A 21,859-nucleotide genomic window follows, 5' to 3' on the forward strand; every position below is an offset into this window, starting at 1 on the left:
GACGGCGCCCCCGCCCTGCGGAACAGGAACGGGGGCGTCGGACGGCCCAGGGGAGCGGGAACCCGCTCCGGCCCGGGGCCAGGTCACACGTCGAAGTAGAGCTCGAACTCGTGCGGGTGCGGACGCAGCTGCAGCGGCGCGATCTCGTTCGTGCGCTTGAAGTCGATCCACGTCTCGATCAGGTCGGACGTGAACACGTCGCCCTGGAGGAGGAACTCGTGGTCGGCCTCGAGGGCCTCGAGGACGGCGCCGAGGGAGGTCGGGACCTGGGCGACGTTCGCGTGCTCCTCGGGAGCCAGCTCGTACAGGTCCTTGTCGATCGGCTCGGCCGGCTCGATCTTGTTCTTGACGCCGTCCAGGCCGGCCAGCAGCAGCGCCGAGAAGGCCAGGTACGGGTTGCCGGAGGAGTCGGGCGCGCGGAACTCGACGCGCTTGGCCTTCGGGTTGGAGCCGGTGATCGGGATGCGCATCGCGGCGGAGCGGTTGCGCTGCGAGTACACCAGGTTGATCGGCGCCTCGAAGCCCGGCACCAGGCGGTGGTAGGAGTTCACCGTCGGGTTGGTGAAGGCCAGCAGCGCCGGGGCGTGCTTGAGGATGCCGCCGATGTAGTAGCGGGCGGTGTCCGACAGGCCCGCGTAGCCGGCCTCGTCGTAGAACAGCGGGTCGCCGTTGCTCCACAGCGACTGGTGCACGTGCATGCCCGAGCCGTTGTCACCGAAGATCGGCTTCGGCATGAAGGTCGCGGTCTTGCCGTTGCGCCACGCCACGTTCTTCACGATGTACTTGAAGAGCTGCAGGTCGTCGGCCGCGGCGAGCAGCGTGTTGAACTTGTAGTTGATCTCCGCCTGGCCGGCGGTGCCCACCTCGTGGTGCTGGCGCTCGACCTTCAGGCCGGACTTCTCCAGCTCCAGGGAGATCTCGGCGCGCAGGTCGGCGAAGTGGTCGACCGGGGCCACCGGGAAGTAGCCGCCCTTGTAGCGGACCTTGTAGCCGCGGTTGTTCTCCACCGCACCGGTGTTCCAGGCGCCGGCCTCGGAGTCGATGTGGTAGAACGACTCGTTCGCCGAGGTGGCGAAGCGCACGCTGTCGAACACGTAGAACTCGGCCTCGGGGCCGAAGTACGCGGTGTCGGCGATGCCCGTCGACGCCAGGTACGCCTCCGCCTTCTTCGCCACGTTGCGCGGGTCGCGGGAGTACTGCTCACCCGTGATCGGGTCGTGGATGAAGAAGTTGATGTTGAGCGTCTTGTCCCGGCGGAACGAGTCGACCCGGGCGGTCGACAGGTCCGCGCGCAGCGCCATGTCGGACTCGTGGATCGCCTGGAAACCACGGATCGACGATCCGTCGAAGGCGAGCTCCTCGTCCGGGTCGAACGCCTCGACGGGCACCGTGAAGTGCTGCATGACGCCCGGCAGGTCGCAGAACCGGACGTCGACGAACTTGACGTCCTCGTCCGCGATGAACTTCTTGGCCTCGTCGGCGTTCTGGAACATCCAGCTCCTCCTACTCCCGACCGCCTGCCGGGGTGGTAGATCGTTCGTGCGGCCAGTGCGGGTGGCACACGCTTCCCCGACCCTAGGGACGGGTGATTTCTCGTGCGTGACCCATTTGTTTCGCTGAAGTTAACCGGCCTTGTTCGAGCCTAGTACCCGGACACCCCGGGTAGCAGCCGCAGCCCGCGGGCGCAGTACCGTGGTCGGGTGGACAACAGGCGAGCAATGGGATCGTGGCTCTCCGGGCCGCGCGCGGCCATGGAGGACGCCGGTGCCGACTTCGGATACCGGGGACGGCAACTGGGTCTGCCGGAGGAGGGACCGGGCTCGATCGCCCGCCCCGGGCGCCGCCTCGGCGCGCTGGCCGTGGACTGGGCGATGTGCGTCCTGATCGCATACGGCCTCATCACCGACGGCTACACCCCCGCCACCAGCAACTGGGCGCTGCTCGTCTTCTTCGTGATGAGCGCCCTGACGGTCGGCACGGTGGGCTTCACACCTGGAAAGCGCCTGTTTGGCATCCGGGTCCTCGCCCTGGACACCGGCACGGTCAACCCGCTGCGCGCCCTGCTGCGCACCGTCCTGCTGTGCCTGGCCGTCCCCGCGCTGATCTGGGACCGCGACGGCCGCGGCCTGCACGACCGCCTGGCCCGCACGGTCGAGGTGCGCATCTAGGGGGTGTCTCGCCGATCAGGCCGGATCAGGGAGCGGCGTCTGGTGCCGTGCATCGCAAGGCGGAGGAGGGAGTCGATGCGGAGCATCGGCGAGTGACGACAACGCGGCGAGGTGCGGTGCCAGGCGCCGCGAGCCCGGCCTGATCGGCAAGACACCCCCTAGAGCATCCACCAGAGCCTCCAGAGGGCGGACAGACGTACGGCGAGGGGCGTCCGGAGTGATCCGGGCGCCCCTCGCCTCGTACGTGTCGCCGGTGTCAGCGGCCCTTGGGGCCGCCCCGCGGCAGCTTCATGCCCTTGGGCATCGGGCCCTTGGGCAGCGGCATGTTGCTCATCAGGTCGCCGAGCGCCCGCAGCCGGTCGTTGGTCGCGGTGACCTGCGGGCCGGTGAGCACGCGCGGGAACTTCAGCAGGGTGGTGCGCAGCTTCTTCAGCTCGACCTGGCCCTCGCCCGTGCCGACGATCACGTCGTGCACCGGGACGTCCGCGACGATGCGGTTCATCTTCTTCTTCTCGGCGGCCAGCAGGCCCTTCACCCGGTTCGGGTTGCCCTCGGCGACCAGGACGATGCCGGCCTTGCCGACGGCCCGGTGCACCACGTCCTGGCTGCGGTTCATCGCCACCGCGGGGGTCGTCGTCCAGCCCCGGCCGACGTTGTCCAGCACGGCCGCTGCAGCGCCCGGCTGGCCCTCCATCTGCCCGAAGGCCGCCCGCTCGGCCCGGCGCCCGAACACGATCGCCGTCGCGAGGAAGGCGAGCAGGAGGCCCAGGATGCCGAGATAGATGGGGTGACCGATCAGGAAGCCGATCGCGAGGAAGACACCGAAGGTGACGATCCCGACAGCCGCGAGTACAAGACCGATCTTCTTGTCGACCTTGCTGGTCATCTTGTAGGTCAGGGCGATCTGCTTCAGTCGCCCGGGGTTCGCAGCGTCCGCTGCGGTTTCCTTCCTCGCCATGGCACGAAGTCTACGTGGCCCCGGGAGTGCCTTCGACGGCAGTGCCCGGCCGGTGCCCGGCAGGACGGCGGAACGGCGCCCTCCGCGGCCGGGGCGCCTCAGGAACCCGGCAGTGCCGGGGGCCGGGGGTGGCTCAGGAGGTGAGGGAAGCGGCCTGGTCGAGGACCCGCTGGGCCTCGACGCGGTCCTTGGCGCGGCGGCGGTCCTCCAGCACGGAGGTCCAGGCGTTGCGGCGGGCGGTGCGCTGGCCGCCGCTCATGAGCAGCGACTCGACCGCGCGCAGGGCGTCGGTGAAGGACGGGATGGCGGTGGCGCGAACGGGCGGCGCGGCCTGCATGTGGGGATCCCCCTCGTATGCGGCGTGGGCGGTACGGCCTACGTGGTGTGATGCCAGGGTCACTGTTTGGTGTTACCAGTGCGTGACCGACCGGTCAAACGGCGATGAAACCTTGAGATGCGTCACGGAACGACGGACGCGGCCCCGTCGTACGCCCTCATCTGCGAGGACGGACGGGACCGCGTCGAATCGGCCGTTACCGGACAGTAGTTTCTTGTGCGCGAGTTCACACGGACGGCCCCGTGGCCGACCGGGTCGGGTCGCCCGTGGTCAGACGGCCTGGGCGGCCACGAAGGCGCCGCGCTTCTCGATGGCCATCTGGTAGAGCCGGCCCGCGCGGTACGAGGAACGCACCAGCGGCCCGGACATCACGCCGGAGAAGCCGATCCGCTCGGCCTCCTCCTTCAGCTCCACGAACTCCTGCGGCTTGACCCAGCGCTCCACCGGGTGGTGGCGCACGGAGGGACGCAGGTACTGGGTGATGGTGACCAGCTCGCAGCCGGCGTCGTGCAGCTGCTGGAGCGCCTCCACGACCTCCTCGCGGGTCTCGCCCATGCCGAGGATCAGGTTCGACTTGGTCACCAGGCCGAAGTCGCGCGCTGCGGTGATCACCTTCAGGGAGCGCTCGTAGCGGAAGCCCGGACGGATCCGCTTGAAGATCCGCGGGACCGTCTCGACGTTGTGCGCGAAGACCTCGGGGCGGGCCGAGAAGACCTCTTCGAGCTGCTCGGGGACGGCGTTGAAGTCGGGCGCGAGGAGCTCGACCTTGGTGCGGCCGCCCTCGCGCTGCGCCGTCTGCGCGTGGATCTGGCGGACCGTCTCGGCGTACAGCCAGGCGCCGCCGTCCTCCAGGTCGTCGCGGGCGACGCCGGTGATGGTGGCGTAGTTCAGGTCCATGGTGACCACGGACTCGCCGACGCGGCGCGGCTCGTCGCGGTCCAGCGCCTCGGGCTTGCCCGTGTCGATCTGGCAGAAGTCGCAGCGCCGGGTGCACTGGTCGCCGCCGATGAGGAAGGTCGCCTCCCGGTCCTCCCAGCACTCGTAGATGTTGGGGCAGCCGGCTTCCTGGCAGACGGTGTGCAGGCCCTCGCTCTTCACGAGGTTCTGCATCTTCGTGTACTCGGGACCCATTTTCGCCCGGGTCTTGATCCACTCGGGCTTGCGCTCGATGGGGGTCTGGCTGTTGCGGACCTCCAGGCGCAGCATCTTGCGTCCGTCGGGTGTGACTGCGGACACGTCGGCTCCCTGCTCATCGATGAACGAAGACTTCGATTCTTCGGCGTACACCAGGGTACGCCCGTGTGTTGTGACCCCCCGGTGGGACCAACCTCGTCGAACCGGGGGGCATTCCGCGCGGTCCCGGGCCGGGACTCAGGCCGACGCGCGCTCGACCACCCGGGGCCTGAGCTCCGCGTTCTCCAGCACGTCCCGCAGGTGCCGCTCGGCGACCGGCAGCACCTCGTCGAGGGTGACGTCCCGGCCCAGCTCGTTGGCCAGGGAGGTGACGCCCGCGTCCCGGATGCCGCACGGGATGATGCGGTCGAACCAGGCGTTGTCGGGGTTCACGTTGAGGGCGAAGCCGTGCATGGTCACGCCCTTGGCGACCCGGATGCCGATGGCGGCGATCTTGCGGTCCTCGCGGCGCTGGCCGGCGTTGGACGGGGCGTACTCCGGGCCGTTCAGCCGGGGGTCGAACTCCTCGTCGTGCAGCCGCGGGTCGAAGTCCAGGGAGAGGCCGCCGAGCGCGGGGCGCTGCTCGACCGGGTCGCCGAGCACCCACACCCCGCTGCGGCCCTCGACCCGGGTGGTCTCCAGGCCGAACTCCGCGCAGACGCGGATCAGCGCCTCCTCCAGGCGCCGCACGTGTGCGACGACGTCCACCGGGCGGGGCAGCTTCTGGATGGGGTAGCCGACGAGCTGGCCCGGTCCGTGCCAGGTGATCTTGCCGCCGCGGTCCACGTCGATCACCGGCGTCCCGTCCAGGGGCCGCTCGCTGTCGGCGGTGCGCCGGCCCGCCGTGTAGACGGGCGGGTGCTCCAGGAGCAGCACGGTGTCCGGGACCTCGTCGGCGAACCGGGCCGCGTGCACCCGGCGCTGCTCGTCCCAGGCCGCCTGGTACTCGACGGCGTCCGCGCCGAACCCCATGCGGACGAACCGCAACTCACTCACGGCAAGCGCCTCCCTCGAAGTCGTCGGCACGCGGCGTCGGTGTGCGCCGACGCCGTAAGGCATGAAACGCGCCAACGCCACTGTACGACTGCCGGTCGCGCGTCAGCCCCGCGGTCAATCCTCACACGATCGGATGAATGCCCGCCGGAACGTGCGAGCGGCTGCTCACCCTCCGCTACATTCGCGCCGTTCACCAGGCCAAAAAGGGCTGCTCAGAGGCAATCCACGCACTTCGGGTGCGCGGAAGGCAGGAGACCGCACCGCAGATGACGGAACGACCCGCGCAGCGCACCCCCAACCGCCAGCTCGCCGCGCTCATCGCAGAAGCGGGGTTCTCCAACGCGGGTCTGGCCCGGCGCGTCGACCAGCTCGGTCTGGAGCACGGACTGGATCTCAGATACGACAAGACCTCCGTCACCCGCTGGCTGCGCGGGCAGCAGCCGCGCGGGACCACCCCGGCGCTCATCGCCGAGGTCTTCACCCGCCGCCTGGGCCGCCGGCTCACCGCGCAGGACCTCGGCCTGGACGCCTGCGCGCCCGTGTACGCCGGGCTGGAGTTCGCCGGCAGCCCGGAGGAGGCGGTCGACATCGTCAGCGGGCTGTGGCGCAAGGACTCCGGCAGCCACGCCGAACTGCGCAAGATCGCCTTCACCCCGGCGGGGCTCGTGGTGCCCAGCCGGGACTGGCTGATCGGCAAGCCCGACGAGCGGGTCGCCCGCGGCGAGCAGCCCCCGCGGGTGCCCGCCCAGGGCCGGGCCACGGTGCCCCGCCAGCGCTCCCAGACCGAACGCGCCCCCGGTCAGCGCGTCACCGGCGGCGACATCGCCGCGCTGCGCTCGGTGGGCGAGCTGTTCCGCAGCCTCGACGACAGGTACGGCGGCGGGCACGCCCGCCAGGCCCTCGTGCGCTACCTGGAGCACGAGTGCGAGCCGATGCTGCGCGGCACCTACGGCGAGCAGACCGGCCGCCGCCTGTTCGCCGCCGCCGCCGACCTGACCCGCCTCGCCGGCTGGACCTCGTACGACATCGCCGCGCACGGGCTCGCCCAGCGCTACTTCGTGCAGGCCCTGCGGCTCTCCCAGGCGGCCGGGGACCGGGCCTACGGGGCGTACGTGCTCATCACCATGAGCCGCCAGGCGGTGTACCTCGGGCACGGCCGGGAGGCGGTGCAGCTCGCGCGCGTGGCGCAGCAGGGCGCGGGCAGCAACGCGCCGCCCACCGTGCAGGCCCTGCTGCACGCCGTCGAGGCGCGCGGGCACGGGGTGCTCGGGGAGGTCCGGGCCTGCACCGCGTCGCTGGTGCGCGCCGAGCGTGCCCTGGAGACGGCCAAGCAGGGCGACGAGGTGCCCTACTGGGCGCGCTTCTTCGACGAGGCGCAGCTGGCCGACGAGTTCGGCCACTGCCACCGCGACCTCCAGCAGTACCGCGCGGCCGCGCAGCACGCCGAGCGCGCCCTGCAGCTGCGGCCCGCCGCGCACGCCCGGTCCCGGCTGTTCTGCCGGATCGTCCTCGCCTCCGCCCGCCTCGGCCTCGGCGAGCTGGACCAGGCCTGCCGGCTCGCCGCCGAGGCGGCGGGCCAGGCGGCCGAGATGAGGTCGGTGCGGGCGGTGGAGTACGTCCGGGACTTCGAACGCCGGCTGGAGCCGTACAAGGACGCGGCCGCCGTCCGCACCTACCGCGACAAGGTCGCCGCGGCCCTCGGGTAGCCCGGGCCGGGCAGGTGTGTCAGGCGGCTGTGTCAGGCGGCCCTGGCCGTCGTGCGGACCGGGTCCGCGCGGTGCAGGGAGCCCGCGGCGCCGAGGTCGGCGAGGATCGCCCGCGCCGCCCGGTGGGCCGAGTGCAGCGCCCCCTGCACGGTGCTGGTGTCCCGGTGGTCGCCGCACACGTACAGGCCCGCCAGCAGCCGTACCGGACGCCGCAGGTCGTGCGGGGGACGCATCGCCGGGACGGCCCGCGGGGTGTGGTGCACGGCGAGCGTCTCCCAGCGGCCGGTCGGGACGCCGTACAGCCGGGCCAGGTGGATGCGCACCGCCGTGTCGACGTCGGCCGGGGGCGCGCCCAGCACCGTGGACGAGACCAGGGCGCGGCCCGCCGGGGCCCGGCTCGGGTCGACCTCGCTGACCACCGCCGTGTGCGCGACCGGCCCGCCCCGGTCGGCGTCCAGGAGCAGCGACCCGCCGGTCGCCGGCGGCTCGTCCGTGGTGTGGTGCACGACGGTCACCGGGTGGAAGTCCGGCACCCGCAGCCCCGGCAGCAGCTCCGCCGCGGCCACCGCGTCGGTGGCGACCAGCACCGCCCGGCAGCGGAACTCCCCGTGCTCGGCGGTGGTCACGGTGTCCGTGGCGACCGAGGTGACGCGCACCCCGGTGTGCACGGTGCCCGGCGGCAGCGTCCGCGCGAGCAGCTCGGGCAGCACGTCGGCGCCGCCCTCCGGCACGCACAGCCGCCCCGCCGCGAAGGCCCGCAGCGCCAGGTCCGCGCACCGGCTGGACGTCGACAGCTCCGGGTCGCACAGCAGCGCGGCGAGCAGCGGACGCAGGAACCCGTCGATCGTGCCGGCGGGCAGCCCGCGGGCCGCGAGGGCCTGGCCGGCCGGCAGCTCCGGGCGGCGCAGCAGTCGTTCCACCGGTGTGGTCGCGAGCCGGGTCAGCGCGCCCGCGAGCCGGGCCTGGTCCACGGCGGTGCCCAGCGGGGCGCCCGGCCGGGCCTTGGGCGCGGGCACCGGCCCGGGGACGCCGGACCCGCCGTAGGGGGCCGCCGACCTCGGTGGGCCGGTGCGCGGCCGGGGCAGCCCGGCGGACCGGGGGAGTCCCGACGGCCGGGGTGCGCTCGCCAGGGCGCGCACCGCGTGGAGTGCGCCCCGTGCGCCCCCCGCGCCCGGTTGCGCGCCGGCGCGGTGGTGGCGCCCGTCGCTGTGCACCAGCACACCGGGGGGGAAGGACCGCAGCGCCAGCGCGGACAGCGCCGGTGACAGGGCCAGTTCGGGATACGCCGTGGACAGCAGCTGTCCGATGCGGTCGAGCCGGAACCCGTCGACCTTCTCGGTCGACATGCGGCCGCCCAAGCACGGGGCGGCCTCCAGGACTGCGGTCGTTACACCTGCGCTGATCAGCCGATGGGCGGCGGAGAGTCCGGCGACCCCGGCTCCCACCACGACGACGTCTGCCTGGTACGCGGGCTGAAGCACGTGCCCCTCCTCGAGGTTGCGCGGCCGGTGGGGACGTCATGCCCCCAACGGCCGTTCGGGATACCCGAGTTCGCGTCGAAGAGTAGGACCGCAACCGGTCGTGGACAGTCGCGCATGAGCAGAGCACGGTCGCACGACGGTCGCATACGGACAGAGCCGGTCGGCCCCGCGGCGGCGGGATCAGGCCAGCGCGGCCCGGATCGCGTCGTCGATCCCCGGGAACGCGAACCGGAACCCCGACTCCAGCAGCCTCCTGGGCACCACCCGCGCACTGCCCAGCACGTCACCGGCCATCTCGCCCAGCACCGTGCGCAACACCGGCGCCGGCACCGCGAACACCGTCGGCCGGCCCAGCACCCGCCCCATCGCCGCGGTGATCTCACGGTTCGTCAGCGGCTCGGGCGCGGTCAGGTTGAACGGCCCCGACAGGTCGTCCCGGTCGAGCAGGTGCCGGATCGCGGCCACCTCGTCGTGCAGCGCGATGTACGACCAGTACTGCCGGCCGTCGCCGATCCGCCCGCCGAGCCCGGCCTTGAACAGCGGGAACAGCCGTCCCCAAGCGCCCCCCTGACGGGCCACGACCAGTCCGGTGCGCGCGAACACCGTCCGCACCCCCGCCTCCTCGGCGGGCGCCGCCGCGGCCTCCCACTCCACGCACAGCTCCGGCAGGAACCCCCGTCCCGGCGGCGCGTCCTCGTCGGTGATCCGGTCGCCGGTCTCGCCGTAGATGCCCATCGCGCTGCCGTTCACCAGCACGCCCGGCCGCTCGTCGAGGGCGGCGACGGCACGGGCCAGCGCCCGGGTGCCCAGCACCCGGCTGTCGTGGATGCGCTTCTTGTACGCCTCGCTCCAGCGCCGGTCGCCGACCCCGGCCCCCGCGAGGTTGACCACCGCGTCGCACCCGGCGAGGCCGGCCGCGTCCACGTACTCCTGTTCGGGGTCCCAGCAGACCTCCTGCGGGTCCCGGGCGGCCCGCCGGACCAGCCGGCGCACCTCGAACCCGTCGGCCGTCAGGGACCGCACCAGGGCGTTGCCGATGAGGCCGGAAGCGCCGGCCACCGCAATGCGTCGCATGCGTCCCATCCTGCCCCGGGGCCGCACGAAAACCCCTGCCCGACGTTCGGACGCACGTCCTACAGTGGCCCCCATGCCCGTATCGCACGCCCTCCGCGTCCGCACCGCCGCCCCCGGCGACGATGCGTACCTGGCGGAGCTGGACCGCCGCGTCTGGTCGACGCGGCACGCCGTGACTCCCCGGCCGCAGCCGCCGTACCCGCCCTTCTTCGACGAGCGGCACGCGCCGGAGGACCACCTCGTGGCCGAGCTCGACGGCCGCCTGGTGGGCTACGTCCGCCTCGGCTTCCCCACCCCGCTCGCCGCCAACGCGCACGTGCGCCAGATCCAGGGCCTCGCCGTCGCCGAGGAGGCGCGCGGCCGGGGCGTCGGCCGGGCGCTGATCCGGGCGGCCGTCGACGAGGCCCGCCGGCGCGGCGCCCGCCGCCTCACCCTGCGCGTCCTCGGCCACAACGCCCCCGCCCGCGCGCTGTACGAGGCCGAGGGCTTCGTCGTCGAGGGCGTGCTGCCCGAGGAGTTCCTGCTCGACGGGGCGTACGTCGACGACGTGTGCATGGGGCGGTTCCTGTAGCGGCCGGGCCGCCCACCCGGCGGGGCGGGGCGCGGGGCGCCTACGAGGCGATCAGGCGGCCGGTGTCCACCGGGGCCGTCGCCGAGGCCGCGCGCCGGGCGTCGCCGGCCACCTCGTCGGCGGTCAGCACGTACCCCGTCTCGGCGTCCGAGGTGGAGCGGGCGAACACCACGCCGAAGACCCGGCCGTCGGTGGTCAGCAGCGGACCGCCGGAGTTGCCGGGGCGCACCGTGGAGCGGATCGAGTAGATCTCGCGGGTGACGACCGCGTCGTTGTAGATGTTCCGCCCGGTCGCCCGCACCCGGTTGGCGACCGTCGCCGCCTGGAGGTCCAGGCCGCCGTCCTGCGGGTAGCCGGCCACCACCGCCCGGTCGCCGCGCCCGGCCTCGTCGTCGAAGCCCAGCACGGGCGCGCGCAGGCCCGGCACGTACAGCACGGCGACGTCCTTGCGCGGGTCGAACAGCACCACCCGCGCCGGGTACGCCCGGCCGACCCCGCCGATCTGCACCGTCGGCCGGTCGATGCCCGCCACCACGTGGGCGTTGGTCATCACGTGCTCGCGCGCGTACACGAACCCGCTGCCCTCGCGGCCCTGGTCGCCCGAGGCGCCCTCGATCTTCACGGTGCTCAGCCGGGCGGCGTTCGTGGCGCTCGCCGTGACGCTGTCCCCGGTGGGCCGGGCGACCTCGGCCGTCGACTCGTTCTCGAACGGGTTGAACACCTGCGGGAAGCCCGCCTGGGTGAGCGCGGAGGTGGCCCGCGAGAACCACGCCGGGGTGGTGTCCGGCATCGCCTCCTGCACCGTCCCCAGCAGCCGGGAGTCCCGGATCGCCGACGTCACCACCGGCGAGGAGGACGCGCCCAGCACGCTCGCCGCCACCCACGCCACGATCAGCACCGCCACCGCGTTCGCCGCCGCGCCGCCGACGCCGTCGGCCACCCGCAGCGGCCCGCGGTCCAGCTCCCGGCGCAGCCGCAGCGCCAGGCGCCCCGCCAGCTCGTGCCCCACCACCGCCGGCACCAGCACGGTGAACACCGCGGTCACCGTCGCCGCCGTGGAGCCCGCCGTCACCAGGTCCATCACCCACGGCAGCACCCACACGCCGACCACCGCACCGCCCACGAAGCCGGCGAGCGACACGCACCCGGCCACCAGCCCGCGCCGGTAACCGGACGCGGCGTAGGCGAGGACGACCAGCACCAGCAGGATGTCGAGCAGGTCCACGGAGCCGCCTTTCTCTAGGACCCCTTCATACGCGGGGGACGGGCCCGGTGATCAGCACGCCCGCGTGCCGTCCGGAGCCCGTCACGCGTGTGTGTACCCGAAAACGCCGCGGACCGGGACGATGGTTCCACCGGGTGGCACACCACACATCGCGGACGGCGCGGAATCCCCCCAGAGTGGGACCATGCGTGCCTTCCGACCGGCCTCCCGCACCGGGCGGGGCCCCCGGGAACGGCGCCCCGCGCGGATACGCAGGCCCGGGCCGCCGGGCCCCCGGGCACCGCGCCCGGCGCTGGTCCTGCTGGGCTGTCTGCCCGGACTCGCCGCCGCGCTCGCGCTGCCGCTGTGCGCGGGCGGGATCGACGACGCCGCCGGCTCCGCGTCCGCCGCCCGCCGCGCCCACCCGGCCGCCGCGAAGGCGGTCCCGCACACCGCGCCGCGGCCCCGCATCCTGCCCCGCAGCGCCTGGCTCGACGCGCGCACCCGCCGCGCCCAGCCGCCCCCGCGCTACGACGACCGGGTCGTCGCCGTGTTCGTCCACCACACCGACACGCCCAACGACTACGACTGCGCCGACACGCCCGCCGTGATCCGCGGCCTGTACACCGGCCAGACCGGCGCCCGCGACTGGGACGACATCGGCTACCAGTTCCTCGTCGACCGCTGCGGCACCGTCTACGAGGGCCGCGCCGGCGGGGTCGACCGCGCCGTCACCGGTGCCCACACCCAGGGCTTCAACCACCGCACCACCGGCATCGCCGCGATCGGCACCTTCACCGCCGGGGTGCCCGTCCCGCGGGCCATGACCGAGGCCATCGCGGCCCTGGCCGCGTGGAAGCTCGGCCCGTCCGGCGCCGACCCGCGCGGCACGGTCCGCCTCACCTCCACCAACAGCCTCAGCCGGTACCCCGCCGGCACCACCGCCACGCTGCACGTCATCGCCGGCCACCGTGAGGGCTACCAGACCACCTGCCCGGGCGCAGCCCTGTCCGCCCTCCTGCCCGAGATCCGCGCCGAGGCCGCCCGCCTCCAGGGCCGCGCGCCGACAGCCGCTCCGTAGGGGCGGGCTACTCGCGGAAGCGGTACCACAGCTTCGGGTACCGCTCGGCGAGGGCCTGTTCGTCCTCGAAGTCGATCGGGGTGCCCTCCGGCTCGGCGGCCGGGGCCGGGAGGCCGAGGTCGGGCGCCACGGCCCCGGTGAGCTGCTCGTACGCCTCGTCCGCCGCGTAGCCCAGCTCCTCGCCGTCGCCGTCGATCTCCTCGTCGAAGTCGTCCAGCAGGTCGGCGAGCGCGTCGGGGTCGTGAAGCGCTCCCTCGAAGACCTCCCGGCCCTGCCCGATCAGCCAGCAGCGGAAGAAGTCGAAGGCGTCGTCGCTCGCCCCGTCCAGCAGCACCCAGGCGGCGCCCCACAGGTCCCAGCGGTAGGCGCGGTGGTAGCGGGACTCGAAGTGACGGGCGAAGTCCAGCACCGCGTCCGGGTCCAGGTCGAGCAGCCGGGACACCAACAGGTCGGCCTGCTCCTCGGGATCGCCCTCGGCGGCCTCCCGGGCCGTGTCCACCAGCTCCCAGAACTGCGTCTCGTCCATCACGTGGTCCAGCATCGTGCCTGGGCGGGGCCGACGCACGCGGAGTGCGGGGGATTCCGTGGGCGGGGCGTGAAGACTTTCAGAGGCCGTACACCTGTGCGAGACGCCGGGCGTCCTCCCGGAACCGCTCGCGCAGCGCCACCGGCTCCAGGACCTCCGCCTCCGGGCCCAGCGAGGCGAGCTGGGAATGGGCGACCTCCTCGGACTCCACCGGCAGCGTCAGGACGGTCCAGCCGTCCGCGCCGGCCGGCTCCGCCCGCTCCAGCACCTCGCGCGCGACCGCCGGGTCGACGGCGTACGGCAGCGCGCGCACGCCCGCCGGGGACAGCCGGACGACGACCTCGGCGCGCAGGATCGACCGCCCGAACCGCTCGGCCTGCCCGGCCCAGAACGCCGGCAGGTCGAACGCGGCGTCCCGCTCGAACCGCTCCTCCCGGGCGGCCACGGCGGCGAACCGGTCCAGGCGGTACGTACGGAAGGAACCGGCGCCCACGACCCGGGCGCACAGGTACCAGACGCCCGCCTTCAGCACGAGGCCGTACGGCTCCAGCTCCCGCTCGACCTCCTCCGCACCCCGCCGGTACCGGGCCCCCAGGCGCCGGTCGTCCCAGACCGCCTGCGCGACCACGGGCAGCGGCGCGGGCGTCTCCGGGTCCCGGAACCAGGCCGGCGCGTCCAGGTGGAACCGCTGGGCCGCGCTGCGCGGCGCGTCCCGCAGCGAGGGCAGCAGGGCCGCGGACACCTTCAGCCGGGCCGCCGACGCCACGTCCTCCAGCCCCATCTCGCGCAGCGCCCCCGGCACCCCGCTCAGGAACAGCGCCTCGGCCTCGCCGCGCGCCAGCCCCGTGAGCCGCGTCCGGTACCCGCCGACCAGCCGGTACCCGCCGACCCGCCCCCGGTCGGCGTACACGGGCACGCCCGCCTCGGACAGCGCCTGCGCGTCCCGGGTCACGGTCCGCTCCGACACCTCCAGCTCCCGCGCCAGCTCGGCCGCGGTCATGGAGGGCCGTGACTGCAGGAGCAGCACCATCTTGATCAGCCGGGCAGCGCGCATGGGCCCATGATGCCCAGCCCCACTGACAGCGAAGGGGCACGGCGGTGACGCCGTACCCCTTCGTCTCTGCCGGGACCCCAGGGACCCCAGGGACCCCAGGTTCTACAGGCCGTACTTCTCCCGGGCTTCCTTCACCGCCGCGGCCTTGACCTCGCCGCGGCGGGCCAGCTGCGCCAGGGCCGCCACGACGATGGATTCGGCGTCGACACCGAAGTGGCGGCGGGCCGCCTCGCGGGTGTCGGAGAGGCCGAAGCCGTCCGCGCCCAGGGAGGACCAGTCCTGGTCGACCCACTGCGCGATCTGGTCCGGGACCTGGCGCATGTAGTCGGACACCGCCAGCACCGGGCCCTCGGCCCCGTGCAGGGCCTGCCGGACGTACGGCACCCGCTCCTCGCCGCGCAGCAGGGCGGCGTCCGCCTCCAGCGCGTCGCGCCGCAGCTCCGTCCAGGAGGTCGCGGACCACACGTCGGCCGCCACGCCCCACTCGTCGGCCAGCAGCCGCTGCGCCTTCAGCGCCCAGTGGATCGCCGTGCCGGAGCCCAGCAGCTGGATGCGCGGGGCGTTGGCCGGGACGGTGACGCCCGCGGACTCCGCCGTGTTGAAGCGGTACAGGCCCTTGACGATGCCCTCGTCGATGCCGGCGACGGCCGGCTTCGCCGGCTGCGGCAGCGGCTCGTTGTAGACCGTCAGGTAGTAGAAGACGTCCTGGTCCTCGCCCGGGGCGGCCTCGCCGTACATCCGGCGCAGACCCTCCTTGACGATGGCCGCGACCTCGTAGGCGAACGCCGGGTCGTAGGTCAGGGCCGCCGGGTTGGTCGCGGCGATGACGGGGGAGTGGCCGTCGGCGTGCTGCAGGCCCTCGCCGGTCAGCGTGGTGCGGCCGGCCGTGGCGCCGACCAGGAAGCCGCGGCCGAGCTGGTCGCCGAGCTGCCACATCTGGTCGGCCGTGCGCTGCCAGCCGAACATCGAGTAGAAGATGTAGAACGGGACCATCGGCTCGCCGTGCGTCGCGTACGACGTCGACGCGGCGATGAAGTCGGCCATCGAACCGGCCTCGGTGATCCCCTCGTTGAGGATCTGGCCGTTCTCGGCCTCCTTGTAGTACATCAGCTGGTCGCGGTCGACCGGCTCGTACGTCTGGCCCTTGGGCGAGTAGATGCCGAGCGACGGGAACAGCGACTCCATGCCGAAGGTGCGCGCCTCGTCGGGGACGATCGGCACCCAGCGCCTGCCGGTCTCCTTGTCCCGGACCAGGTCCTTGACCAGGCGGACGAAGGCCATGGTGGTGGCCACGTTCTGGGAGCCGGAGCCCTTGTCGAAGGAGGCGAACGCCTTCTCCGCGGGGGCGGGCAGCGCCGGGACCGGGTGCACGCGGCGGGCCGGGGCCGGGCCGCCGAGGGCCGCGCGGCGCTCCTGGAGGTAGCGGACCTCGGGGGAGTCGGCGCCGGGGTGGCCGTAGGGGACCACGCCGTCGACGAAGTCGCTGTCCTTGATCGGCAGCTCCAGGCGGTCGCGCATCGCCTTGAACTCGTCCACCGACAGCTTCTTCATCTGGTGGTTGGCGTTCTTCGACGCGAAGCCCTCACCGAGGGTGTGGCCCTTGACGGTCTGGGCCAGGACCACGGTCGGCGCGCCCTTGTGGGCGAGCGCGGCGCGGTAGGCGGCGTAGACCTTGCGGGACTCGTGGCCGCCGCGGGAGAGGTGGAAGCACTCGAGGATCTTGTCGTCGCCCAGCAGCTTCGCCATCTCGGCGAGCGCCGGGTCCTTGCCGAAGAAGTCCTCGCGGATGTAGGCCGCGTCGCGCGTCTGGTACGTCTGCACCTGCGCGTCGGGCACCTCGCGCAGCCGGCGGACGAGCGCGCCGGTGGTGTCCAGGGCGAACAGCTCGTCCCAGGCGGTGCCCCAGAGCGTCTTGACGACGTTCCAGCCGGCGCCGCGGAACTGGGCCTCCAGCTCCTGCACGATCTTGAAGTTGGCGCGGACCGGACCGTCGAGGCGCTGCAGGTTGCAGTTGATGACGAAGGTCAGGTTGTCCAGGCCCTCGCGGGCGGCCAGGGCGAGCGCGGCGGTCGACTCCGGCTCGTCCATCTCGCCGTCCCCGAGGAACGCCCAGACGTGGGACGAGGAGACGTCCTTGATGCCGCGGGCCGTCAGGTACCGGTTGAAGCGGGCCTGGTAGATCGCCGACAGCGGGCCGAGGCCCATGGACACCGTCGGGAACTCCCACAGCCAGGGCAGCCGGCGCGGGTGCGGGTAGGACGGCAGGCCGTTGCCGCCGGACTCCTGGCGGAAGTTGTCCAGGTGCTGCTCGGTGAGGCGGCCGTCGAGGAAGGCGCGGGCGTAGATGCCGGGGGAGGCGTGGCCCTGGATGTAGAGCTGGTCGCCGGAGCCGTTCCCCTCCTTGCCCTGGAAGAAGTGGTTGAAGCCGGTCTCGTACAGCCAGGCCGCCGAGGCGAAGGTGGCGATGTGGCCGCCGACGCCGTGCTTGGCGCCGCGGGTCACCATCGCGGCCGCGTTCCAGCGGTTCCACGCGGTGATGCGGGCCTCCAGGGCCTCGTCACCGGGAACGGCCGGCTCGGCGGGGGTGGGGATGGTGTTGACGTAGTCCGTCTCGAGGAGCTTGGGCAGCGCGACGCCGGTGCCCTCCGCGCGCTCCAGCGTGCGGCGCATCAGGTACGCGGCACGGTGCGGGCCGGCCGCCTTGGCGACCGCGTCCAGCGAGGCCTGCCACTCGGCGGTCTCCTCGGGGTCGCGGTCCGGGAGCTGGTCGAGCTCGCTCGGCTGGATGGCGTTGGGGTCGGTCATGTCGCCGCCTTCCTCAGTCGAAGGGGGTTCCCTCATCGTTAAGGGTTCGGGGGTGCCCTTGGTCTTTGGCAGGACAGGGCTGGAGCTTCGGTGGAAGCCCGTCGGCGACTGTAACTCCCTGATCGATGATCGATCAAAGGGTTGAGGGACAAAACCTCTTGATCGCGAGAAAGTCGGCACGGGGTGCCTCCGGCGGTGGCACCGGGTGACGGGGGGAGGTGGGTGTTTGTGCAGGTGAGCGCGGTTGTGCTCGGGTGGTGCGGTGGGGTGGCGGGTGCGGGTCCGGGGGTGGCTGGTCGCGCAGTTCCCCGCGCCCCTTCGGGCGCGGTGCCCGCGCCTTCAGGGGCGGGGGGCGCAGCCCAGGACGTGGGACTTGACCAGGTCCGCGATGCGGGGGTCGCGGCGCTGGAACGCCTGGACCAGTTCCTCGTGCTCCTCCGCGTACGACTGCTGGACCGTGCCCAGCCAGCGGATCGACAGGGCCGTGAAGACCTCGATGCCGAGGCCCTCCCAGGTGTGCAGCAGCACCGAGTTGTGCGCGGCGCGCACGAGCTCGCGGTGGAAGCCGACGGTGTGCCGCACCTGTGCCGTGCCGTCGGCGTTGCGGTCGGCCTCGTACAGGGCCGACACGTGCGGCTCCAGCGCCGAGCAGTCGGCTGCCAGCCGCTCCGCCGCCAGCTCCGCCGCGATCGCCTCCAGGCCCGCCCGGACCGGGTAGCTCTCCTCCAGGTCGGCCGCGGTGAGGTTGCGGACCCGCACGCCCTTGTTGGGGGCCGACTCGATCAGCCGCAGCGACTCCAGTTCGCGCAGGGCCTCGCGGACCGGGGTCTGGCTGACCTCCAGCTCGGTGGCGATCCGGCGCTCCACGATGCGCTCGCCCGGCTGCCAGCGCCCGCTGACGATCCCCTCCACGATGTGCTCGCGGATCTGCTCGCGCAGCGAGTGGACGACGGGCGCGGTCATGAGGGCTCCTTCGGGAAGGCTGACGTTTAGACAATACGGCCGGTTCGCTCCGCCGGTGGGACGCCCGGGCGGGCTGGGGCGCAGGTGAGACGAGGCTTACACGCGGGGTGTGACGGCCGTGTGACGGCGAACGCGAACACCCCGCCCGGAGGAGTTCCGGACGGGGTGCCGTGGGCGTCGGGGGGCTACAGGCCGAGCTCGACCTCGAACTCGCCCGCCTCCAGGATCGCCTTGACCGCGGTCAGGTAACGGGCCGCGTCGGCGCCGTCCACCAGACGGTGGTCGTAGGACAGCGTCAGGTACGTCATGTCGCGGACGCCGATGACCGTGCCCTCCTCGGTCTCGATGACGGCCGGACGCTTGACCGTGGCACCGATGCCGAGGATCGCGACCTGGCCCGGCGGCACGATGATCGTGTCGAACAGCGCGCCGCGCGAACCGGTGTTGGAGATGGTGAAGGTCGCGCCGGACAGCTCGTCCGGGGTGATCTTGTTGCCGCGGACCTTGCCGGCCAGCTCCGCCGTGGCCTTGGCGATACCGGCGATGTTCAGGTCGCCGGCGTGCTTGATGACCGGGGTCATCAGGCCCTTCTCGGAGTCCACCGCGATACCGACGTTCTCGGTGTCGAAGTAGGTGATCGTGCCGTCGGCCTCGTTGATCTTGGCGTTGATGACCGGGTGGGCCTTCAGCGCCTGGGCCGCCGCCTTCACGAAGAACGGCATCGGGGAGAGCTTGACGCCCTCGCGCGCGGCGAACGCGTCCTTGGCCCGGGCGCGCAGACGCATCAGGCGGGTCACGTCGACCTCGACCACCGAGGACAGCTGGGCCTGCTCGTGCAGGGCCTTGACCATGTTGTCGCCGATGACCTTGCGGATGCGGGGCATCTTGACGGTCTGGCCGCGCAGCGGGGAGACCTCGAGCGTCGGGGCCTTCTTCGCGGCGGGGGCCGGCGCGGCGGCCTGGGCCGGGGCGGCCGCGGAGGCCTTCGCGGCCTCGGCGGCGGCGACCACGTCCTGCTTGCGGATCCGCCCGCCGACGCCGGTGCCCTTGACCGAGCCCAGGTCGACGCCGTGCTCGGCGGCGAGCTTGCGCACCAGCGGGGTGACGTAGGCGCCCTCGTCGCTCGCCTGGCCGGCGGGCGCCGCGGGGGCGGCCGGGGTGACCGGGGCGGGCGCGGGAGCCGGGGCCGCGGGCTGCGCCGGAGCCGCCGGCTGGGCCGGGGCCGGAGCGGCGGCGGCCGGAGCGGCGGGCTGCGCCGGGGCCGGAGCGGCGGCGGGCTGGGCCGGGGCGGCCGGGGCCTCGGGCGCGGCGGGCTGCGCCGGAGCCGGGGCAGCGGCGGCGGGCTCCGGAGCCGGAGCGGCCGGGGCGGCGGCCGGGGCGGCACCCGGGGCGCCGATGACGGCCAGCTTGGCGCCGACCTCGGCGGTCTCGTCCTCGCCGACCACGATCTCCAGCAGCACACCGGAGGTGGGCGCCGGGATCTCGGTGTCGACCTTGTCCGTGGAGACCTCGAGCAGCGGCTCGTCGGCCTCGACGGAGTCGCCGACCGACTTCAGCCAGCGGGTGACGGTGCCCTCGGTGACGGACTCGCCGAGCGCGGGCAGGACCACGTCCGTGCCCTCGGCGGAACCGCCGCCGGACGCGGCCTCGGCGCTGGGCGCCGGCGCCGGGGCGGACTGCTCGGTGGAGGGCTGCGCGGCCGGGGCCGGCTCGGGGGCCGGCGGGGCGACCTCCTGGGCGGCCGGCGCCTGCTCGGCGGCGGGGGCCTGCTCGGCGGCCGGGGCGCCGGTGCCGTCGTCGATCACGGCCAGCTCGGCGCCGACCTCGACGGTCTCGTCCTCGGCGACCTTGATGGAGGCCAGGACGCCCGCGGCGGGGGAGGGGATCTCGGTGTCGACCTTGTCGGTGGAGACCTCGAGCAGCGGCTCGTCGGCCTCGACGCGCTCACCCTCGGCCTTCAGCCAGCGGGTGACAGTGCCCTCGGTGACGCTCTCGCCGAGCGCCGGAAGGGTTACGGAAACCGCCATGGTTTCGGTTGCTCCTAACGAATTGCGGAAGTCTGTGTCGTCGCGTGGGACGTGGCGCGACCGAGGGTCAGTCGTGCGCGTGGAGCGGCTTGCCGGCCAGGGCCAGGTGGGCCTCGCCGAGCGCCTCGTTCTGCGTCGGGTGGGCGTGGATGAGCTGGGCGACCTCGGCCGGCAGCGCCTCCCAGTTGTAGATCAGCTGGGCCTCGCCGACCTGCTCGCCCATGCGGTCGCCGACCATGTGGACGCCGACCACGGCACCGTCCTTGACCTGGACGAGCTTGATCTCGCCCGCGGTCTTGAGGATCTTGCTCTTGCCGTTGCCCGCCAGGTTGTACTTCAGAGCGACGACCTTGTCCGCGCCGTAGATCTCCTTGGCCTTGGCCTCGGTGATGCCGACGGAGGCGACCTCCGGGTGGCAGTACGTCACCCGCGGGACACCGTCGTAGTCGATCGGGACGGTCTTGAGACCGGCCAGACGCTCCGCCACCAGGATGCCCTCGGCGAAGCCGACGTGCGCGAGCTGGAGCGTGGGGACCAGGTCACCGACGGCGGAGACGGTCGGGACGTTGGTGCGCATGTACTCGTCGACGAGGACGTAGCCGCGGTCCATGGCGACCCCGGCCTCCTCGTAGCCGAGGCCCTGCGAGACCGGGCCGCGGCCGATGGCGACGAGCAGGACCTCGGCCTCGAACTCCTTGCCGTCGGCGAGGGTGACCTTGACGCCGTCCTGCGTGTACTCGGCCTTCTGGAAGAAGGTGCCGAGGTTGAACTTGATGCCCCGCTTGCGGAACGCGCGCTCCAGGAGCTTGGAGGAGTTCTCGTCCTCGACGGGGACGAGGTGCTTCAGGCCCTCGACGATCGTGACGTCGGTGCCGAAGGACTTCCACGCGGAGGCGAACTCGACGCCGATGACACCGCCGCCCAGGATGATCGCGGACTTGGGCACGCGGTCCAGGACGAGGGCGTGGTCGGAGGAGATGATGCGGTTGCCGTCGATCTCCAGGCCCGGCAGCGACTTCGGCACGGAGCCGGTCGCCAGCAGGACGTGGCGGCCCTGGATCCGCTGACCGCCCACGTCGACGGAGGTGGGGGAGGACAGCCGGCCCTCGCCCTCGATGTACGTCACCTTGCGGGAGGCGACCAGACCCTGCAGACCCTTGTAGAGGCCCGAGATCACGTCGTCCTTGTACTTGTGCACACCGGCGATGTCGATGCCCTCGAAGGAGGCCTTGACGCCGAACTGCTCGCTCTCGCGGGCCTGGTCGGCGATCTCGCCCGCGTGCAGCAGGGCCTTGGTGGGGATGCAACCCCGGTGCAGGCAGGTGCCGCCGACCTTGTCCTTCTCGATCAGGGCGACGTCCAGGCCCAGCTGCGCCCCGCGCAGGGCCGCGGCGTAACCACCGCTACCACCGCCGAGGATCACTAGGTCGAAAACGGTGCTGGCGTCGTTCGCCACGTCACGTCCTCCATGCATGTGCGCCACGCCGGTCGTCGCTGACCGGTCGGCGGCTGGTGTCCGGCCGCTCTAGGTTTCGGCCCTGTGGGTGGGGCCCTGTCCTGCCGAGCCCCATCTTCGCACTTGTCGAACCCCGACGAGACGCGGGGCCGGGGTGTGAGACACAGCACGTCCCCGCCTGACGAGTGCCGCACCGGAGGCGGAAAGGGGCGCGGGGAACTGCGCGAACAGCTCCCCACGCCCCTGCTCCCGCCCGGTCACGGACGGGCCCGGCCCGGT

General features: G+C 73.1%; 18 protein-coding genes. 4 read left to right on the top strand and 14 right to left on the bottom strand.

Annotation, left to right across the window (positions count from 1 at the left end):
• Positions 1-83 precede the first annotated feature (83 nt).
• Positions 84-1,493 carry a type I glutamate--ammonia ligase gene (gene glnA / locus AQJ30_RS10290; RefSeq protein WP_067231585.1) on the bottom strand — a complete coding sequence of 470 codons (1,410 nt, stop codon included), beginning with the start codon at positions 1,491-1,493 and terminating at the stop codon, positions 84-86.
• Positions 1,494-1,700: 207 nt separating this feature from the next.
• On the opposite strand from glnA, the gene AQJ30_RS10295 reads away from it, so the two are divergent.
• A complete protein-coding gene (locus AQJ30_RS10295; protein ID WP_067231588.1) occupies positions 1,701-2,168 on the top strand; it encodes an RDD family protein in 468 nt (155 codons plus the stop codon).
• 256 nt (positions 2,169-2,424) lie between these two features.
• Here the strand turns inward: AQJ30_RS10295 and AQJ30_RS10300 are convergent, their stop codons facing one another.
• From AQJ30_RS10300 to lipB, 4 genes are all read right to left on the bottom strand, one after another.
• Positions 2,425-3,126, bottom strand: coding sequence for a DUF4191 domain-containing protein (locus AQJ30_RS10300; RefSeq protein ID WP_067231591.1), 702 nt, complete (start codon positions 3,124-3,126; stop codon positions 2,425-2,427).
• Positions 3,127-3,259: 133 nt separating this feature from the next.
• On the bottom strand, positions 3,260-3,463 hold the full coding sequence (locus AQJ30_RS10305) for an SCO2195 family GlnR-regulated protein (RefSeq protein WP_067231594.1): 204 nt from the start codon (positions 3,461-3,463) through the stop codon (positions 3,260-3,262).
• 270 nt (positions 3,464-3,733) lie between these two features.
• Entirely contained in the window at positions 3,734-4,699 is a 966-nt protein-coding gene (gene lipA, locus AQJ30_RS10310) for a lipoyl synthase (RefSeq protein WP_067231596.1), read from the bottom strand.
• A gap of 135 nt (positions 4,700-4,834) precedes the next feature.
• The gene (lipB, locus tag AQJ30_RS10315; RefSeq protein WP_067231598.1) at positions 4,835-5,632 is read right to left on the bottom strand and encodes a lipoyl(octanoyl) transferase LipB; all 798 of its coding nucleotides are present in this window, start codon (positions 5,630-5,632) and stop codon (positions 4,835-4,837) included.
• Between the two features lie 266 nt (positions 5,633-5,898).
• Here lipB and AQJ30_RS10320 point away from each other — a divergent pair, with 266 nt between their 5' ends.
• Entirely contained in the window at positions 5,899-7,338 is a 1,440-nt protein-coding gene (locus tag AQJ30_RS10320) for an NsdA family TPR-like regulatory protein (protein WP_067231601.1), read from the top strand.
• Between the two features lie 32 nt (positions 7,339-7,370).
• Here the strand turns inward: AQJ30_RS10320 and AQJ30_RS10325 are convergent, their stop codons facing one another.
• Positions 7,371-8,819: an NAD(P)/FAD-dependent oxidoreductase gene (locus AQJ30_RS10325; RefSeq protein WP_067231604.1), complete on the bottom strand. Its 1,449-nt coding sequence runs from the start codon at positions 8,817-8,819 to the stop codon at positions 7,371-7,373.
• 180 nt (positions 8,820-8,999) lie between these two features.
• The gene (locus AQJ30_RS10330) at positions 9,000-9,893 is read right to left on the bottom strand and encodes a TIGR01777 family oxidoreductase (RefSeq protein ID WP_425424136.1); all 894 of its coding nucleotides are present in this window, start codon (positions 9,891-9,893) and stop codon (positions 9,000-9,002) included.
• A gap of 73 nt (positions 9,894-9,966) precedes the next feature.
• Between AQJ30_RS10330 and AQJ30_RS10335 the strand changes: the two genes are divergently transcribed.
• Positions 9,967-10,464 carry a GNAT family N-acetyltransferase gene (locus tag AQJ30_RS10335; RefSeq protein WP_067232629.1) on the top strand — a complete coding sequence of 166 codons (498 nt, stop codon included), beginning with the start codon at positions 9,967-9,969 and terminating at the stop codon, positions 10,462-10,464.
• 40 nt (positions 10,465-10,504) lie between these two features.
• Here AQJ30_RS10335 and AQJ30_RS10340 read toward each other — a convergent pair whose 3' ends face one another.
• Positions 10,505-11,689 carry a MarP family serine protease gene (locus tag AQJ30_RS10340; RefSeq protein ID WP_067231609.1) on the bottom strand — a complete coding sequence of 395 codons (1,185 nt, stop codon included), beginning with the start codon at positions 11,687-11,689 and terminating at the stop codon, positions 10,505-10,507.
• Between the two features lie 184 nt (positions 11,690-11,873).
• Here AQJ30_RS10340 and AQJ30_RS10345 point away from each other — a divergent pair, with 184 nt between their 5' ends.
• Entirely contained in the window at positions 11,874-12,749 is an 876-nt protein-coding gene (locus tag AQJ30_RS10345) for a peptidoglycan recognition protein family protein (protein WP_079083961.1), read from the top strand.
• 7 nt (positions 12,750-12,756) lie between these two features.
• On the opposite strand, the gene AQJ30_RS10350 is transcribed toward AQJ30_RS10345, so the two are convergent.
• The 6 genes from AQJ30_RS10350 to lpdA all read right to left on the bottom strand — a co-directional run bounded on the left by AQJ30_RS10350 (position 12,757) and on the right by lpdA (position 21,580).
• On the bottom strand, positions 12,757-13,275 hold the full coding sequence (locus AQJ30_RS10350) for a DUF4240 domain-containing protein (RefSeq protein ID WP_067232632.1): 519 nt from the start codon (positions 13,273-13,275) through the stop codon (positions 12,757-12,759).
• 79 nt (positions 13,276-13,354) lie between these two features.
• Positions 13,355-14,329 (bottom strand): helix-turn-helix transcriptional regulator, encoded by a 975-nt coding sequence (locus tag AQJ30_RS10355; protein WP_067231615.1) that lies wholly within the window; start codon positions 14,327-14,329, stop codon positions 13,355-13,357.
• Positions 14,330-14,431: 102 nt separating this feature from the next.
• Positions 14,432-17,134, bottom strand: a complete 2,703-nt coding sequence (aceE, locus tag AQJ30_RS10360) for a pyruvate dehydrogenase (acetyl-transferring), homodimeric type (RefSeq protein ID WP_067231617.1) — start codon at positions 17,132-17,134, stop codon at positions 14,432-14,434.
• A gap of 339 nt (positions 17,135-17,473) precedes the next feature.
• Positions 17,474-18,097, bottom strand: a complete 624-nt coding sequence (locus AQJ30_RS10365; protein WP_067231619.1) for a GntR family transcriptional regulator — start codon at positions 18,095-18,097, stop codon at positions 17,474-17,476.
• 185 nt (positions 18,098-18,282) lie between these two features.
• Positions 18,283-20,124 carry a 2-oxoglutarate dehydrogenase, E2 component, dihydrolipoamide succinyltransferase gene (sucB, locus tag AQJ30_RS10370; protein WP_067231621.1) on the bottom strand — a complete coding sequence of 614 codons (1,842 nt, stop codon included), beginning with the start codon at positions 20,122-20,124 and terminating at the stop codon, positions 18,283-18,285.
• Between the two features lie 67 nt (positions 20,125-20,191).
• Positions 20,192-21,580, bottom strand: a complete 1,389-nt coding sequence (gene lpdA, locus AQJ30_RS10375; protein WP_067231623.1) for a dihydrolipoyl dehydrogenase — start codon at positions 21,578-21,580, stop codon at positions 20,192-20,194.
• Positions 21,581-21,859 lie beyond the last annotated feature (279 nt).

The sequence above is a fragment of the Streptomyces longwoodensis genome, assembly GCF_001514125.1.
GTDB classification, from domain to species: domain Bacteria; phylum Actinomycetota; class Actinomycetes; order Streptomycetales; family Streptomycetaceae; genus Streptomyces; species Streptomyces longwoodensis.